The organism is Mycobacterium sp. WUMAC-067 (assembly GCF_020217485.1).
Lineage (GTDB): Bacteria > Actinomycetota > Actinomycetes > Mycobacteriales > Mycobacteriaceae > Mycobacterium.
This window is the reverse complement of record NZ_JAEKMI010000002.1, coordinates 176,506-192,808: the sequence shown is the minus strand read 5'-3', so window position 1 is coordinate 192,808 and position 16,303 is coordinate 176,506. Positions and strand designations below refer to the sequence as shown.

Annotated in this window: 16 protein-coding genes; 7 read left to right on the top strand and 9 right to left on the bottom strand. The window is 66.4% G+C overall.

All coding sequences use genetic code 11. The features are described from left to right. Positions 1 to 40: 40 nt before the first annotated feature. Positions 41 to 838 (bottom strand): SDR family NAD(P)-dependent oxidoreductase, encoded by a 798-nt coding sequence (locus JF781_RS02260; protein WP_225326654.1) that lies wholly within the window; start codon positions 836 to 838, stop codon positions 41 to 43. A gap of 192 nt (positions 839 to 1,030) precedes the next feature. Here JF781_RS02260 and JF781_RS02255 point away from each other — a divergent pair, with 192 nt between their 5' ends. Continuing rightward, positions 1,031 to 1,834: a TetR/AcrR family transcriptional regulator gene (locus JF781_RS02255; protein ID WP_225326655.1), complete on the top strand. Its 804-nt coding sequence runs from the start codon at positions 1,031 to 1,033 to the stop codon at positions 1,832 to 1,834. 19 nt (positions 1,835 to 1,853) lie between these two features. Here JF781_RS02255 and JF781_RS02250 read toward each other — a convergent pair whose 3' ends face one another. Then, a complete protein-coding gene (locus tag JF781_RS02250; protein ID WP_225326656.1) occupies positions 1,854 to 2,750 on the bottom strand; it encodes an enoyl-CoA hydratase/isomerase family protein in 897 nt (298 codons plus the stop codon). Continuing rightward, entirely contained in the window at positions 2,747 to 3,433 is a 687-nt protein-coding gene (locus JF781_RS02245; RefSeq protein WP_225326657.1) for a hypothetical protein, read from the bottom strand. Before JF781_RS02245 ends, JF781_RS02250 begins: the two co-directional genes overlap by 4 nt. A 197-nt stretch (positions 3,434 to 3,630) precedes the next feature. Here JF781_RS02245 and JF781_RS02240 point away from each other — a divergent pair, with 197 nt between their 5' ends. The 6 genes from JF781_RS02240 to JF781_RS02215 all read left to right on the top strand — a co-directional run bounded on the left by JF781_RS02240 (position 3,631) and on the right by JF781_RS02215 (position 10,686). Then, entirely contained in the window at positions 3,631 to 4,452 is an 822-nt protein-coding gene (locus JF781_RS02240; RefSeq protein WP_225326658.1) for an enoyl-CoA hydratase/isomerase family protein, read from the top strand. 96 nt (positions 4,453 to 4,548) lie between these two features. Then, on the top strand, positions 4,549 to 5,361 hold the full coding sequence (locus JF781_RS02235) for an enoyl-CoA hydratase/isomerase family protein (protein ID WP_225326659.1): 813 nt from the start codon (positions 4,549 to 4,551) through the stop codon (positions 5,359 to 5,361). A gap of 8 nt (positions 5,362 to 5,369) precedes the next feature. Continuing rightward, the gene (locus JF781_RS02230; RefSeq protein WP_225326660.1) at positions 5,370 to 6,164 is read left to right on the top strand and encodes an enoyl-CoA hydratase/isomerase family protein; all 795 of its coding nucleotides are present in this window, start codon (positions 5,370 to 5,372) and stop codon (positions 6,162 to 6,164) included. Then, positions 6,164 to 7,633 (top strand): class I adenylate-forming enzyme family protein, encoded by a 1,470-nt coding sequence (locus tag JF781_RS02225; RefSeq protein WP_225326661.1) that lies wholly within the window; start codon positions 6,164 to 6,166, stop codon positions 7,631 to 7,633. The genes JF781_RS02230 and JF781_RS02225 overlap by 1 nt, the downstream gene beginning before the upstream one ends. Continuing rightward, complete coding sequence (locus JF781_RS02220) at positions 7,623 to 9,164, top strand: class I adenylate-forming enzyme family protein (protein ID WP_225326662.1); 1,542 nt, start codon at positions 7,623 to 7,625, stop codon at positions 9,162 to 9,164. Before JF781_RS02225 ends, JF781_RS02220 begins: the two co-directional genes overlap by 11 nt. Further along, a complete protein-coding gene (locus JF781_RS02215; protein WP_225326663.1) occupies positions 9,157 to 10,686 on the top strand; it encodes a class I adenylate-forming enzyme family protein in 1,530 nt (509 codons plus the stop codon). The genes JF781_RS02220 and JF781_RS02215 overlap by 8 nt, the downstream gene beginning before the upstream one ends. Here JF781_RS02215 and JF781_RS02210 read toward each other — a convergent pair. The 6 genes from JF781_RS02210 to fabG all read right to left on the bottom strand — a co-directional run bounded on the left by JF781_RS02210 (position 10,683) and on the right by fabG (position 16,295). Further along, positions 10,683 to 11,045, bottom strand: a complete 363-nt coding sequence (locus JF781_RS02210; protein WP_036454922.1) for a hypothetical protein — start codon at positions 11,043 to 11,045, stop codon at positions 10,683 to 10,685. The genes JF781_RS02215 and JF781_RS02210 overlap by 4 nt on opposite strands. Positions 11,046 to 11,121: 76 nt before the next feature. Further along, positions 11,122 to 11,796 carry a GntR family transcriptional regulator gene (locus tag JF781_RS02205; RefSeq protein ID WP_225326664.1) on the bottom strand — a complete coding sequence of 225 codons (675 nt, stop codon included), beginning with the start codon at positions 11,794 to 11,796 and terminating at the stop codon, positions 11,122 to 11,124. Positions 11,797 to 11,800: 4 nt separating this feature from the next. After that, positions 11,801 to 12,994, bottom strand: a complete 1,194-nt coding sequence (locus tag JF781_RS02200) for an acyl-CoA dehydrogenase family protein (protein ID WP_225326665.1) — start codon at positions 12,992 to 12,994, stop codon at positions 11,801 to 11,803. Positions 12,995 to 13,017: 23 nt separating this feature from the next. Beyond that, positions 13,018 to 14,220 (bottom strand): CoA transferase, encoded by a 1,203-nt coding sequence (locus JF781_RS02195; RefSeq protein WP_225326666.1) that lies wholly within the window; start codon positions 14,218 to 14,220, stop codon positions 13,018 to 13,020. Continuing rightward, positions 14,217 to 15,434, bottom strand: coding sequence for an acetyl-CoA C-acetyltransferase (locus JF781_RS02190; protein ID WP_225326667.1), 1,218 nt, complete (start codon positions 15,432 to 15,434; stop codon positions 14,217 to 14,219). Before JF781_RS02190 ends, JF781_RS02195 begins: the two co-directional genes overlap by 4 nt. A gap of 111 nt (positions 15,435 to 15,545) precedes the next feature. Then, a complete protein-coding gene (gene fabG, locus JF781_RS02185; protein WP_225326752.1) occupies positions 15,546 to 16,295 on the bottom strand; it encodes a 3-oxoacyl-ACP reductase FabG in 750 nt (249 codons plus the stop codon). Positions 16,296 to 16,303: the final 8 nt, after the last annotated feature.

The window sequence follows — 16,303 nt, the reverse complement described above, 5'->3', positions numbered from 1 at the left end:
CGACTCCTTCTGTCTGCCAATCGATTTCATCGACCTGTGGTCAGGTGAAGTCTGAACCACCGTCGACGTTGATGTTGGCTCCGGTCATGTAGGAGTTACGCCGCGAGGCCAGGAACGCCGCGACCGGGCCTATTTCTTCGGGAAGGCCCGCCCGCGGCATGTGCGCGGGGTGACCGAAATGCTTGCCGATCGCATCCATCAGGGCATACGGATCGTGACCGTCGACACCGACCGAATCCGCCCAGCCGACCAGCGATTCCGATGCGATGCTGCCCGGCGATACCACGTTGACCAAGATCTCGTCCTTGGCCAGCAGCAGGGACAGGTTCTTCGAAACGCTCGTCAACATCGATTTCGCCGCCGTATATGCGGGCAGCATGACACTTTGTCGCTGAGTCGAGTGGGCGGAGAAGTTGACGATTCGCGCCCATTGCGCCTTACGCAGCAGCGGAAGCGCCGCCCGCACACAGCGCACCATGCCCAGCACCCCGTCTTCGACCGACTGTCGCCATTGGTCGTCGGTCAAATCCTCGAAGGTGCCCGCGGCGCCCGGCCCCACCGTGATGACCAGAGCGTTGAGTTCGCCGCCCCAGCGCTGGGAAAGCTTACCGAACACCGTGTCGACCGCGGCGTCGTCCCCGATGTCGGCGGCGAGCCCGAGTGCGTCAGGGCTACCCCGTTGGGTGAGATCGGTCACCGCGGAGTCGAGCGCGTCACGGCTACGGCCGACCACCGCTACGCGGGCCCCCTCGTCGGCGAGGCAGCGCGCGGTGGCCAGACCCATACCGCGGCTACCGCCGACCACCACCGCGGTGGCGTTCGCCAGCCCTAGATCCATTGCTTAATCCGTAGCTCTAACCTGGTCATTTTCGCCTGTCCAGCCGATTTACCAAAAAGCCTACGATAGGTATTACAGTAGCAGAGGGAAAATACGACACGAAAGCGTATACGCAGGTCAGAACAGAACAGCCGGTAAATTCGACTTTACCTGCAGCACGGCTGGCAGACCGCATGCACGAAACAGATTTTGATGGAGGTGCCCGTAGTGGCAAAACAGGCAACCGCCGATAAGCGCCAACGACGCGAGCGCGGGTCCATCAACCCCGACGACATCATCAGCGGCGCATTCGAACTCGCGGAAGAGGTGTCGATCGACAACCTCAGCATGCCGCTGCTCGGCAAACACCTCGGCGTGGGTGTGACGAGCATCTACTGGTACTTCCGCAAGAAGGACGACCTGCTCAACGCGATGACCGACCGCGCCCTGAGCAAGTATGTGTTCGCCACTCCCTATGTCGAAGCCAGCGACTGGCGTGAGACCTTGCGCAACCACGCGCGCTTGATGCGTAAGACGTTCATGGGCAACCCAATTCTGTGCGACCTGATTCTGATCCGGGCGGCGCTGTCCCCGAAAGCGGCACGGATGGGCGCACAGGAGATGGAAAAGGCGGTCTCCAATCTGGTGGAGGCCGGCTTGTCGCCGGAGGACGCGTTCGACACCTATTCGGCGGTCTCGGTCCACGTTCGCGGATCGGTGGTGCTGCAACGCCTTTACGAAAAGAACCAATCGTCGGATATCGGACCCCGCGCCATCGAGGACGCCGTCGCCATCGACCCCGAAAAGACCCCGCTGCTTTCTCAAGTAACCCGAATCGGACACCGGATCGGGGCCCCCGACGAAACCAATTTCGAGTACGGCCTCACCTGCATCCTCGATCACGCCAGCAGGCTGATCGACGAGAGCAACGCATCAAAAGGCAAGGCTGCCGGGGCGGGCCGCCAGCGCAAGGCCTCGACCGCGCGAGGGCGGTCCAAGGCGCCGGCGAGTCGCTAATCCCGCCCGAAATCGCTTGTCACGCCTCGGGTTCGGGCACGTGGAAGTGCTCGTCGCGTAGCCGGAACGCCTCCCTGGCGCCGTGCTGCGCGCGGGTCTTGACGAAGTTGAATTCGCCCGGCCCGAATTGCAGGTTGGTGCCGAAGGCGTGGAACAGATAGCTGGCGACCTCCTCACCCTGGTACACCTGGCTCTGCTCGACAAGCCGGAACGCCTCCTTGGCGATGACGACCCCATCGGCCGGCATCTTCGCCGCCTTCTCGGCCCAGTAGCGCGCCCGCGCCGTTACCGCACCGGGATCGCAGGTGTCCGTGAAGATTCCGAGGTGTTCGACCTCGCCCGCCTCGATGATGTCACCGGTCAACAACAGGCGCCGGGCCAGCACCGGGCCGAGCCGGTGGAAGAACATGTGCAGGCTGCCCAGCGCGGGGCCCAGGAAGCGGGTTGCCGGCATGCCGATCTTGGTGTCGCGCGCGATGACCGAGATGTCGGTCATCAGGGCCATCTCGAAGCCGCCACCGAGCGCGTAGCCGGCGATCTCCCCCACCGTGACCTTGGGGAAGCCCATGAAATTGTGGTAGAAGCCAAAAGACTTGCGGTCGACGGTGAGTCGGCGCCGCTGACTCGGGCGGCGTTTGGCCGCCGCGTCGTCGGGCGGCCTGGACTTGTCGCCGTACCACCCGTACGCATTGTTCATGTCGGCCCCGGTGGAAAAGACCCCCTCGGCTCCGCGCAACAACACCACCGTGAGGTCGTCGTCATCGGCCACCCGGTCCAGGCAACGGGCGATGGCCACGCGCATGCTGGCGTCATAGGAGTTTCGCTGTTGGGGATTGTTCAGCGTGACCGTCGCGATGCGCCGGTCATGATCGACGTCGAAGAGCACGCGATCGTCAGAGGTGCTCGAAGCGGTCATTTGTCGGACTCCTTTCGGCGCCTGCCGAATCGCGATCCGGCAAGCTTTTCGGGCCGTGACGCCAACGTGTTGACCTCGCCCGTACACAGCACTTCGTCGTCGAGCAACAGTCGCGCGGTCGACGTGATGCCCCGTTCGCTTTCCGAGCGCACGATGTCGAATCGCAGGTCGGTCAACACCGGTGTGGGTCTGCGGAAGGTCACCGCCAAGGACCGGGTTTTGCCGGAAAGGCCGGTGACGCAATTGTGGTGCTGGATGACGCAGTCGAAGAAGACGCCGAGGAATCCGCCGTGCACCAATCCCGGTGGCCCTTCGTATATCACGGGGAATTCGACGCCTCCCGTTGCTTTCTCGGCATCGAATTCGGTGAACCGGTACTCGGGAAAACACGGGTTGTAGGCGCCGATGTCGGTCGCGTGATTGAGATACACGCGCCGGGGATCGTCCGGCAGGTCGCCGATGCGCGGTGCGTTGTCCGCCGGCGCGGCGGCGGACAATTCGCCCTCCCACTCGGTGAACTTGTCCAACATGGCGTCCACCGCGGGGTGCGGATGCTCCATCGACACCAGCAGTGAGCTCAGGCGGCGCATGGCGGCGGCCGCGGCCACGGTCTGGGCAAGCGGCGCCTCGCCGAATCTGGCGTCGTCGCCACGCGTCGACGCGTGCCCCTCCGGCAGGGTCATAGGCACCACTCCTCCTCATCGCTGCGTCCCCAGCAGGCGGGAGGTGCGCCCGCCGCATCATCGCCGGCGCGGGCCATGATTCCCTCTTTCACCTCAGTAGTTTCGCAGGCAGCGTATCCTTGCTAACTTATACAGCGTATCAATCGTATTGCCTACTGTATGGGTAACCGTATCGGCGGAGAGAGGCCGGATCGACGGTGAGTCAAGGGGCCGGCGCGGCCGGAGTCGAGGGTTCGGTGACAGTGCACCGAGAGGGTGCGGTGTTACTGGTGACGCTCGATCGCCCATCACGGCGTAACTCGTTGACGCAGTTGATGATCGGGGCCCTGGTCGAGTCGCTGACCACTGCCGCGTCCGACGACTCGCTACGCGCCGTGCACATCCGCGGCGCGGGAGACGATTTCTGCGCCGGCGCCGACTGGGTGGCCGCCAACGATCCCGGCGGCCAACGCCCCCGCGTCGGCGATCTGGTGCGGCGGATTCCCCATGCCGCTCACCGTGTGATCGAACTCGTCGCGGGCATTCAGCTGCCGGTGGTGTGCAGCGTGCGGGGATGGGCGGTGGGATTCGGTTGCAATCTCGCGCTGGCCGCTGACTTCACCGTGGCCGCCGGCGATGCGGTGTTCTGGGAGCCGTTCCTCGACCGCGGATTCAGCCCCGACTCCGGGTCCACCTGGCTGCTACCCCGGCTCGTCGGCCTGGCGCGGGCCAGGCGGATGCTGCTGCTCGGCGAGAAGGTGAGCGGGCACGACGCGGCCGAGTGGGGGCTCATTCACCAGGCGGTGAGCGGCCCCGACGTCGACCGCGCCGCCGAGGAGCTGGTCGGCCGGCTGGCCTCCGGACCCACGGCGGCGATCGGGCTGGCCAAGCAGGCCCTGAACTTCGGGCAGCATGCAACGCTGAGCCAGTCGCTGAACCAGGAGTTGTTCAATCTGGAATTGTCTTGCCGGACAGTCGATTTCAAGGAGGGCCTGGAGGCCTTTCGGCAGCGGCGGGATCCGGACTTTCGTGGACGCTAGGCCTTGGGCGTCGAATGTGGGCCCTGCGCACGGAAACTGCCTCGAATTCGCCCATATGCCCCACGCGACGTTCGATACAAAGCGAAGGAATGACTGATGCCCACTGATTCGTTCGACACGATCAAGTACGACGTCGACGGGCACACCGCGACGATCACTTTGAACCGCCCAGACGCCCTCAATGCGCTCAGCCCGCACATGATCACCGAACTGCGGGCCGCCTACGACGAGGCCGAAAACGACGACAACGTCTGGCTGACCATCGTCACCGGCACCGGCCGCGCGTTCTGCACCGGCGCCGACGTCAAGGAGATTCCCGAAGACGGCAAGGTGATCTACGAGCGCCCATACCTGTCGACGTACGACCAGTGGGAGGCGCCGCAGGAGGGCACGCCGCCGTTCCGCACCACGGCCAAGCCGGTGCTGACCGCGGTGAACGGGATCTGTTGCGGCGCCGGCATGGATTGGGTCACGACGACGGACATCGTCATCGCCTCCGAGCAGGCGACCTTCTTCGATCCGCACGTCAGCATCGGACTGGTGGCGGGCCGCGAGTTGGTGCGGGTGTCTCGCGTGCTGCCCCGCTCCATCGCCCTGCGCATGGCCCTGATGGGCAAGCACGAGCGGATGAGCGCAGAGCGCGCCTACGAACTCGGACTGATCAGCGAAGTCGTCGAGCACGACCGGCTGCTGGACCGGGCCCATGAGATCGCCGACATCGTCAATTCCAATGCACCGCTGGCGGTTCGGGGTACCCGGCTGGCCATCCTCAAGGGCCTGAATGTGCCGCTGCACGAGGCGGAGATACTCGCCGAGACGTTCCGCGAACGTGTGCTGCGGACGGAGGACGCGGCCGAAGGACCCAAGGCCTTCGTCGAAAAGCGCGAACCGAATTGGCAGTGTCGATGAGCGAGCCGATGAAGTTCGAAACGATCCTCCTCGAGGCCGACCCCGCCGACCACGTCGCGACCATCACGTTGAACCGGCCCGAGCAGCTGAACGCGTTCAACCGCACGATGTGTGAGGAAATGGCCCGCGCCTGGCGCACGGTCAAACTCGACGAGTCGGTGCACGCGGTGGTACTGCGTGCCGCCGGCGACCGGGCGTTCAGCGCGGGGCTGGACATCAAGACGCCCTACGGTCAGCCCGAAAACATCTGGAACCACGAGGATCCCGGCGAGGCTCTGAGCCCCAAGTGGCAGAAGATGTGGAAGCCGGTGGTCTGCGCGGTCCAGGGCATGTGCACCGCGGGCGCGTTCTACTTCATCAACGAATCCGACGTGGTCATCTGCTCGGAAGACGCCACGTTCTTCGACTCCCACGTGTCGGCCGGTCTAATCTGTGCGCTGGAGCCGATCGGTCTGATGCGCCGCGTCGGCCTCGGGGAGACGCTGCGCATCGCCCTGATGGGCAACGATGAACGGGTCAGCGCCGACACCGCGCTGCGGATCGGATTGGTCTCGGAGGTCGTCTCATCCGATCAGCTCTGGGACCGCGCCCACGAGATCGCGGCGACCATCGCCGCCAAGCCTCCGACGGCGACTCAGGGTACGGTGAAGGCGATTTGGGAATCGCTGGACAAGCCGTATCGCGCCGCCCTGGAACAGGGCCTCATCTATACCCGGCTGGGAAACCCGCTCGGCACCGCGGAACTGGCCGCGCAGCAGGGCGCCCGCGTCCGGGCCACCAAGCCCACACCGAAGATCCGCTGATGCCGCGTCACCCGCTCATCCAACGCATCGCCGACGTGCTCGACCTCGAGCCCCACTCACACGCCATCGAATATGGCGGCCAATGGATCTCGTGGGGCCAGATCGACGCATTGGCGCGGCGCATCGCCGGCCTGGCCGCCGGCGCCGAGGTCGGGATGCTGCTGCGCAACCGGCCGGGGCATGTGGCGGCCTTTCTGGGCGTGCTGTTAGGCGGTGGGACCGTCGTGGTCATCAACCCGTCGCGCGGCGACGAGCGCACCAAGGCCGACATCGCGCGACTGCAGCTTCCGCTGATCGTCGGCGAGCGTGACGATCTGGCGTCGCTGGTGACGGTGGGCACCCCGACGGTCGCGATTTCGGGACCGGCAGACGACGTCGACGTGTCCGGGCAACCCGGCGTCGGGGCGGGTCCACCGACCGGTGTCGCGGTGCGCATGCTGACCAGCGGCACGACGGGACCGCCCAAGCGAATCGACCTGAGCTACGACATGTTGGCGCGCAGCGTGATGGGCGCCGAACCCGACCGCGCACCCGCGCCCACCGAGCTGCGGCGCGGCGTCGCCATCGTGAACTCGCCGCTGGTGCACATCGGCGGCGTATTCCGGGTGCTGCAATGCATCGCCGAGGCCAGACCGTTTGTGCTCTTGGAGCGATTCGAGCTCAACGCATGGGCCGAGGCGGTGCGCAAGCACCGGCCCCGCGCCGTATCGCTGGTACCGGCGGCCCTGCGCACCGTCTTGCACTCGGATGTGCCGCCCGCCGACCTGGACAGTGTCCGGGTTGTCACCTGCGGGACGGCGCCGCTGTCGGCCGACGACGCCGACGCCTTCACCGACAAGTACGGCATCCCGGTGCTGACCTCCTATGCCGCAACCGAGTTCGGCGGCGGCGTGGCGGGCTGGACCCTTCCCGACTATCAGCGGCACTGGCGGGCCAAACGGGGCAGCGTCGGCCGGGCCAATCCGGGCGCTCAGCTGCGGGTGGTCGCCGACGACGGAACACCGCTAGGCCCGGACGAAGTCGGCCTGCTGGAGGTCAAGCCGGGTCAGCTGGGGCCGGGCGCGCAATGGATGCGAACCACGGATATGGCGCGCATCGACGCCGACGGGTTCCTCTGGATCGTCGGCCGCGCCGACCAGGCGATCATCCGCGGCGGCTTCAAGGTGATGCCCGACGACGTTCGCGCCGCGCTGGAGAGCCACCCCGCGGTGTCCGGCGCGGCGGTGATCGCCCGGCCCGACGAGCGGCTCGGCGAGACGCCGGTCGCCATGGTCGAACTGCGCGAATCGGCTGCCGCCGACGCCGACGCGCTGGTGGAGCACCTGCGAGAGCGGCTGGCGCGCTATGAGATTCCGACCGAAATCGCGATCGTCGACGCCATTCCGCGAACGCCGTCGGGCAAGGCCGATCTCGGCGCCATCCAGGACTACTTCCGCGAGCCCGCGGCGCCGCGCAACCATGGGCGCTGATTATTTGACCGTCGCCGCGACGTTGCGACACCAGGCCCGGGTGCGCGGGGATCACCCGCTGCTGGTCTGCGACGACGACCGCATCGGATACGCCGAAGCCGACCGCAGGTCGGCGGAGCTCGCCCGCGGTCTGATGGCACTCGGCGCCGGTAAGGGAACCCATGTGGGCCTCCTCTATCCGAACGGACCCGACTTCGTGGTCGGCATGCTGGCGGCGGCGCGGATCGGCGCCGTGGTCGTCCCGTTCTCCACTTTCGTCACCGCCCGAGAACTGCGCGAGCAGCTGGTCGACAGCGACGTCGAAATCCTGTTGAGCGCCACATCATTTCGGTCTCACGACTACGTACAGCGACTGTCCGAGGTTCTTCCGGGGGCCGATTTCGATTCCGGCGATCGCTTGTTCTGCGCCGCGGTGCCGCAACTGCGCCGCGTGGCGTTCGCTCACGAGACGGTGCGCGCGCTGGCCGGCACAGTCGACCCGGCGCTGCTGCGGGCGACCGAAGACGTTGTCTACGACTGCGATCCGCTGGCGATCGTCTACACGTCCGGATCGACCAGTACCCCCAAGGGGGTGGTGCATACGCATGCCGCGCTGCTCGGACATCAGCGGAACCTCAATACGATCCGCGGCCTGACCGCGTCGGACAAGCTGTTCTGCAATTCGCCGTTCTTCTGGATCGGCGGATTCGCGTTCGGCCTGCTGGCCACGGTGGTGGCCGGGTCGACCCTGGTCTGCTCCAACGCCATCGACGCCGGGGCCACACTCGACCTGTTGGAGGCCGAAAGACCCACCATGACCAATGGGTTCGCGGCCGGGGTCGCTCACCTCGCCGACCACCCCAGCTACGCCGAGCGTGATCTGTCGTCGATGCGGCGCGGTAACCTCTACCCGATCATGGCCCTCGACTCCAGGCCGGCCGACCCGGAGTTGCGGCACAACATGCTCGGGATGACCGAGGCTGGCAGCGTCGTGCTGATCAGCGAGGACGAATCCGACCAACCCGAAACGCGGCGCGGGTCATACGGTAAGCCCGCCCCCGGCTTCGAGACGATGATCCTGGACGCGGACGCCTCCGGAGTCGGTGAGCTCTGCATCCGGGGACCGTACGTGATGCAGGGCTACTACAAGCGCAGTCGCGAGGAGTGCTTCGACGCCGACGGCTGGTTTCACACCGGCGATTTGGTGCGCACCGACGACGACGGATTCGTCTACTTCGTCGGCAGGCTCGGCGCGATGGTCAAGACGGCGGGCGCCAACGTGTCGGCGGCCGAGGTCGAGCAGGCGATCGCCAGGGTCACGGGCGCCGAGGCTTACGTGGTGGGCGTCCCCGATACCCAACGGGGAGAGCTGGTCGCCGCGGTCGTCGTCCAACCGGATTTCGACGAATCGGCGGTGCGGGAACGGCTCAAAGGCGAGCTGTCGTCGTACAAGATTCCCAAGCGGTTCCTCGCCCTCTCCCGCACCGACCTCCCGCTGTTGTCCAGCGGCAAGGTCGACACGCGACGGCTGAGAGAGCTCTTCGATGCCTAGCACCATCGACCAACTGGTGAGGTTTCGTGCCCAGCACAATGCGGACACACCGATGGTGATCGATCCCGCGACGCGGCTCAGCTACCGCGAACTCGATGTCACTACAAGCGATTTGGCCGCGGTGTTCGTCGAGGCGGGCGTGGGCAAGGGCACGCGGGTCGGATTGATCATGCCCAATGGCACCCGCTGGGTACAGATCGCCGTCGCGCTGACCCGCATCGGCGCCGTCCTGGTGCCACTGAGCACGTTGCTGCAGCCCCGCGAACTCGTCGCGCAGCTGCGGGTCGCCGCCGTCCAGTTCCTGGTGAGCGTCGAGGAATTCCGCGGGCATCGCTATCTCGACGACCTGAGGACCGTGGGGAGATCCGAACTTCCGGCGTTGCAGCAGGTTTGGTCGACCGATCGGCTCGATAGCGCACCCGCGAGCGACCGGGCCCGCCGGATCATCGACGCGATGACCGAAACGGTCACCCCCGCCGACCCACTGGTGATCATGTTCACCTCGGGCAGTAGCGGATCGCCCAAGGGGGTTTTGCACTCGCACGGCAACGCGTTGGGCGCCGTGCAGTCGGGGCTGGCGGCGCGCTGCATCACCGCCGAAACCCGCCTGTATCTGCCGATGCCGTTCTTCTGGGTGGGCGGGTTCGGCAGTGGAATCCTGTCCGTCCTGCTGGCCGGTGCCACCCTGGTGACCGAAGAGACCCCCCGGCCCGAAACCACCCTGCGACTGCTGGAGCGCGAACGGGTCACCCTGTTTCGCGGCTGGCCCGATCAGGCCGAGGCACTGGCACGGCACGCCAACTCGGTCGGCGTTGATCTCTCGGCGCTGCGACCCGGCAGCCTCGAAGCCCTGTTGCCGCCGGAGCGGCGCGCTCAGCCCGGGGCGCGCGCGACGCTGTTCGGCATGACCGAGGCATTCGGGTCGTATTGCGGCTACCCCGCCGACACGGACATGCCCGCGACGGCGTGGGGAAGCTGCGGAAAGCCGTTTCCCGGCATGGAAGTCCGCATCGTCGACCCCGAAAGCGGCGAGCCCGCCACGGCGGGAACCGCCGGCATGATCCAGATCCGCGGACCGCACACCCTGCGCGGCATCTGCGGCCGCCGTCGCGAAGAGCTCTTCACCCCCGACGGCTTCTATTCGACCGGTGACCTCGGCCACCTCGACGAGCAGGGATTCCTGTTCTACCACGGGCGATCCGACGACATGTTCAAAGTCAGCGGTGCGACCGTCTACCCCAGCGAGGTGGAGCGCGCGCTACGCACCATCGACGGCGTCGGCAACGCCCTCGTCACCAATGTGCCCGGCGCGGCGGGCGAACGGGTCGGCGCGGCGGTGGTGTGCGACGACGCGCTCACCCCCGAGCATCTTCAGGCATCGGCTCGAAAGTTGCTGAGCGCCTTCAAGGTACCCACGGTGTGGCTGCTGCTGAACTCCGACGACGACGTTCCGCGCGGCGGCACCGGAAAGGTCGACGTCCGCCGGCTGCGGGAGATGTTGATCGACGCGAACCGGTCCTAGGGGACCCGCGTCCAGGGTTGACAGTTCTGCGACTCGAAGGCCTTGACGGCGGAATTGATGTTGGCGTACATCGGGCCGATGGAGGTATTCGTCTGCAGCACATGGTCCTTGTTCGCATCAGGGGTGCTGTAGGTGAACCACGAACACATCGAGTCCTGCGTCGGCACATTGTTTATCCACACGCCGAAGGCCGAACCCGAGCCGCCCGTGTGGTAGAGGCCCGGCGCGATATCGGGCCCCACGACAAACACACCGTTGCCGGGGATCGGGTCGATTTGGTCGGCGCGGGCCGGCGCGGCGAGGGCGAGGCCTGTCAGCGTTGCAACGAATAGGGCCGATGCGCGAAGCGTTGCGGGCATCTTGTTCTCTCCGTCCGTCGCCCACCCTGATCGCAGCGTAGGCCGAACCCGGCTGTGCGACAAGGGATGGTGGTGGCTATTCCTCCACCACCACACCGCGCGCGACGAGGTGATCGATCAACGGAATCGCGCCGGCGGCGAGATGTTCCGACATGGCCGCCCGCGCCAGCTCGCCGTCACGCTTTTTCAGCGCGGACAAGATCCGCCGATGGTCCTTCATGGACTGCTCGGGCCAGCCCTCGATGGCGGGAAACACCGATTCGGGTGCATAGCGGGTGATCTGCGACATCAGCTGCGCCAGCTTCGGCGAATCGGCGGCGATGTTGATGGCCCGGTGAAATTCGTGGTTCAGGCCAACGGTGTGCTCGTGCTCATCGCCGGCATAGGCATCCTCCAGCTGCGCCTGGATCTGTTTGAGCTCGCGTAGCTGGTCGTCGGTGATGTTGAGCGCGGCCCGCGCGGCCAGCTCGCCTCCCACATGCGCCTGCACATTCGCCACGTCCGTGACGTCGCGGCCGGTGACCGGCAACACCACGAAACCCCGGCGCGGCTGCTGGGCGATCAATCCTTCGGCGCGCAACGCGAACAGCGCCTCACGCACCGGTGTGACACTGATGCCCAGCTCCGCGGCCAGCTGGTCGAGCCGGACGTACGACCCGGCGGCATAGGTGCCATCGAAGATCCTGCTGCGGATCAAGCGCGCAACGTCCTCGGAAAGTTGAGGGCGCGCAGCGAAATCCGGAACACTCATCGTTTCACACCTGATATTCGGCGAGCAGTCGCTTGCTGATGATGTTCTTCTGGATCTCGCTGGTTCCCTCGCCGATGAGTAGAAATGGCGCGTCACGCATCAGCCGCTCGATCTCGTATTCCTTGGAATAGCCGTAACCACCGTGGATCCGGAAGCTCTGCTGGGTGACCTCGGCGCAGTACTCGCTGCACAGGTACTTGGCCATTCCGGCGGCGACGTCGTTGCGCTCCCCCGAGTCCTTCAACCGTGCCGCGTTCACCATCATCAGGTGTGCGGCTTCGACTTTGGTCGCCATCTCCGCCAGCTGGAAGGCGATGGCCTGATGCTCGGCGATCGGCTTGCCGAAGGTCTCCCGTTGTTGTGCGTAGCGCACCGCGAGCTCGAAAGCGCGAATCCCGACCCCACACGCGCGGGCCGACACGTTGACACGACCGACCTCGATGCCGTCCATCATCTGGACAAAGCCCTGCCCCGTCGCCCCGCCGAGGACGTCATCGGCGCTGGCCTGGTAGCCGTCGAAAATCATCTCGGTGGTATCGATGCCCTTGTAGCCCAGCTTGTCGATCTTGCCCGGGATGCGCAGGCCCGGAACGACTTCGCCGAAGCCGACCGGCTTCTCGACCAGGAAGGCGGTCAGATTGCGGTGCGGCTTGTCCGAGCCCTCGTCGGTGCGCACCAGCGTCGCCACCAGCGTTGAGGTGGCGCCGTTGGTCAGCCACATTTTCTGGCCGTCGATCGTGTAGGAGCCGTCGTCGTTGCGTCGCGCCCGAGTCCGGATCGCGGCAACGTCCGAGCCCAGCTCGGGCTCCGACATCGAGAAGGCGCCGCGAGTCTCACCGGCCGCCATGCGCGGCAGGAACCGTTGCTTCTGCTCGTCGGTGCCGTGCTGGCGCAGCATGTACGCCACGATGAAATGGGTGTTGAGCACCCCGGACACGCTCATCCACCCGCGCGCAAGCTCTTCGACGCACAGGGCGTAGGTCAGCAGCGATTCCCCCAGGCCGCCGTACTCCTCGGGAATCATCAGACCGAACAGGCCCATGTCACGCATCTGGTCGACGATGGCCTGCGGGTAGGTGTCGGCGCGCTCCAGCTCAACCGCGTTGGGGATGACTTCCTTCTCGACGAATTGCCGTACGGTGGCGATGATCTCGGTCTGGACGTCGGTCAATCCGAGCGTCTGGGCGAGTTTGGTCATGTGCGTGGTTCCCTTCCGGCCGCTCAGCCCGCGATCGTCTTAGCGTCCGTCAGGCGCTCGACGTCGGCGGTGGTCAGCCCCAAGACCCGCTGGAGGACCTGGGCGGTGTCTTGTCCCAAAGCGGGCGCGGGCGCGCTGGCGGGATGGGCGCCGTCGAACGCGGCCGGCAGGCCGGGCGCGAAGTAGTCGCCGAGACCCGGTTGATGCAATCGCGAAAACAGCGGATTATCAGCGACTTTCGGCCCCGCCGCGACCTCGGCGAAGGTTCGGTACCGCTCGAACAGCACCGTGGTCTCCGACAGAGCGGCGGTGACCTCGTCGGCGCTGTGATCGCTGAACCAGGTGGCGAACAGCCCGGACAGCACATCCTGGTACCGGTACCGATCGCCTTCGGATCCGAAATCCACCTCGAGCGCCTCGGCGAGCGCCGACACCGCGGCGCCGGTACCCGTGACCTCGACCAGATCGCGGAAGTGCCGCTTGGTGAGGGTGACGACCATGAACCGGGCGCCGTCACGACAGGTGAAGTCCTGCCCGTACTGGCCGTAGATGGCGTTGCCCAGCCGTTCCCGTTGCGTCCCATTGACTTGCGGCTCGGTGAGCAACCCCAAATTGGCGGCGGTGGCCAGCGCCACGTCCTCCAGCGCCAGGCTGATCCGCGTCCCCGCCCCGGACTTGTCACGGCGGTGGACGGCGGTGACGACCGACAGCGCGGCGTACAGTCCGCAGCACACATCCCAGGCCGGCAAGACGTGATTGATCGGACCGGCATGATCGGCGGGGCCCGTGACGAGCGGATAGCCCAGCCCTGCGTTGACCGTGTAATCCACGCCCGTAGAACCGTCACCGCGCCCGACTAACTGGACGTGGATGACGTCGGGGCGCTGGGCCGCCAGGACGTCGTGGCTCAGCCAGGACAGCCCGGCGGCGTTGGTCACGACGATGCCGTCGCCCTCGACAATCAACCGCTGAACCAATGCCTGGCCGTCTTCGGAGCGCAGATCGATGGTGGCCGAACGCTTTCCCTTGTTCAGGCCGGTCCAGTAGATCGACGTACCGTCCGCCGACAGCGGCCAGCGTTGCACGTCGGACGCACCGCCGATCGGGTCGACCCGGATCACCTCTGCGCCAAGCTGATTCAGCGTCATGCCGCACAGGGGCGCGGCGACGAAGCTGGACACCTCGACCACGGTGAGGCCGTTCAGAGGTAACCCGGGTTCGGTCATCTCGATGCGACCCGTTCGAAGATGGCGGCAAGTCCCTGGCCGCCGCCGATGCACATGGTCTCCAGCCCGTAGCGCGCCTGCCGGCGATCGAGCTCGCGCGCCAGCGTGGCGAGCATCCGTCCGCCCGTGGCGCCCACCGGGTGGCCCAGCGAGATTCCCGAACCGTGCACATTGGTGCGCCCATGGTCGGCCGCGCCGAAATTCCATTCCCGCATCACCGCAAGCGCTTGCGCGGCAAAGGCTTCGTTGAGCTCGATGAGGTCGATGTCCGACAGCGCCAGGTTCGCCTTGGACAGCGCCACCTCCGTCGCGGGGACCGGCCCGATGCCCATGATGTTGGGCGCCACCCCCGCCACCCCCCAGGACACGAGGCGCACCAACGGCGTCAGTCCGTACGCGTCGGCTTTCTCCGGTGTGGTCACCACGCACAGGGACGCCGCGTCGTTCTGCCCGCTGGAGTTGCCGGCCGTGACCGTCGCCTCCGGGTCCTCCTTCAGCAGAACGGGTTTGAGCTTGCCCAACGACTCCACCGACGTGTCCGCGCGCGGGTGCTCGTCGGTGTCGATGACTTCCTCGCCGCTGCGCGTGGGGACGGCAACCGGAATGATCTCGTCAGCCAGGATGCCATGCTTTTGCGCCGCCACCGCGCGCTGATGCGACCGCACCGCCAGCTCGTCTTGCTCCTGGCGCGAAATGCCGTACTGGCGGCGCAAATTCTCGGCGGTCTCCAGCATTCCGCCCGGCACCGGGTAGTGCCGCCCGCCGGCCGTCGTGCGTCCGCGCGCCAGCCCGTCGTGGACCTGGACGCCGCCGCGGGCTCCGCCCCAGCGCATATCGGTGGAGTAGAAGGCGACGTTGCTCATGCTTTCGCAGCCCCCGGCGACGACGAGATCGTGGTCGCCATTCCCCACCTGCAGGCACGCCTGGATCACCGCTTGCAGGCCCGAACCGCAACGCCGGTCGACCTGCATGCCCGGAACCGTCACCGGCAGGCCGGAATCCAGCGCCACCACGCGCCCGATCGCCGGCGCATCGCTGTTGGGATAGCAGTGGCCGAGGATCACGTCTTGCACGGCGTCGGGCGCCAGCCCGGTTCGCCCGAGCAGACCCTTCAGGGCGGTGACACCGAGATCGACGGCGCTGAGCGCCTTGAACATTCCGCCGTAGCGGCCGATCGGCGTCCGCACCGGCTCACAGATGACGGTTTCACGCATTGTGACTCCTGTCCTGATGCCGAGCAGACGCAGAATCGCATTGATGCGGCAAGATTTGTGCGATTTTGCCGGGGGCACCTCCCGCTTGCGGGGGACTGCTCGCGGGGGTTCTCACAGGTGTCGGCCGCCGGTGATTTCCATGACGGTGCCGGTCATGTATGACGACAGGTCGGAGGCCAGGAACAGCGCAACGCTGGCGACTTCGCTCGGCTCACCGGCCCGGCCCATCGGCACCTCGGCCACCTTCGAATCCCAAATGCGCTGCGGCATGGCCTCCGTCATCGCCGACCGGATCAAACCGGGGGCGATCGCGTTGACCCGCACGCCCAGGTACGCCAGCTCTTTGGCGGCCGCCTTGGTCATGCCGACGATGCCGGCCTTGGCCGCCGAGTAGTTGGTCTGGCCGACCATGCCGACCTTGCCCGACACCGAGGACATGTTGATGATGGCGCCGCGCTTGTTTTCCCGCATGATGGCGGCGGCCAGCCGGGTGCCGTTCCAGGTCCCTTTCAGGTGGACGTTGATGACCTGGTCGAACTGCTCCTCGGTCATCTTGCGCATCGTCGCGTCCCGGGTGATCCCGGCGTTGTTGACCATGATGTCCAGGCCGCCGAACCGCTCGACCGCGGTCTGGATCAGGGTCTCGACGTCGGATGACTGGGTGACATCGCAGCGCACCGCGATCGCGACGTCGTCACCGCCCAGCTGCTTGGCCACCACCTGGGTCTCCTCGAGATTGACGTCGCCGAGAACGACCCGCGCCCCCTCGGCGACAAAGCGCTCCGCGATGGCCAGACCGAGTCCCTGCGCTCCGCCGGTGATTACCGCGGTCTGACCTGTCAACAACGCCACCTGGATCACACATCCTT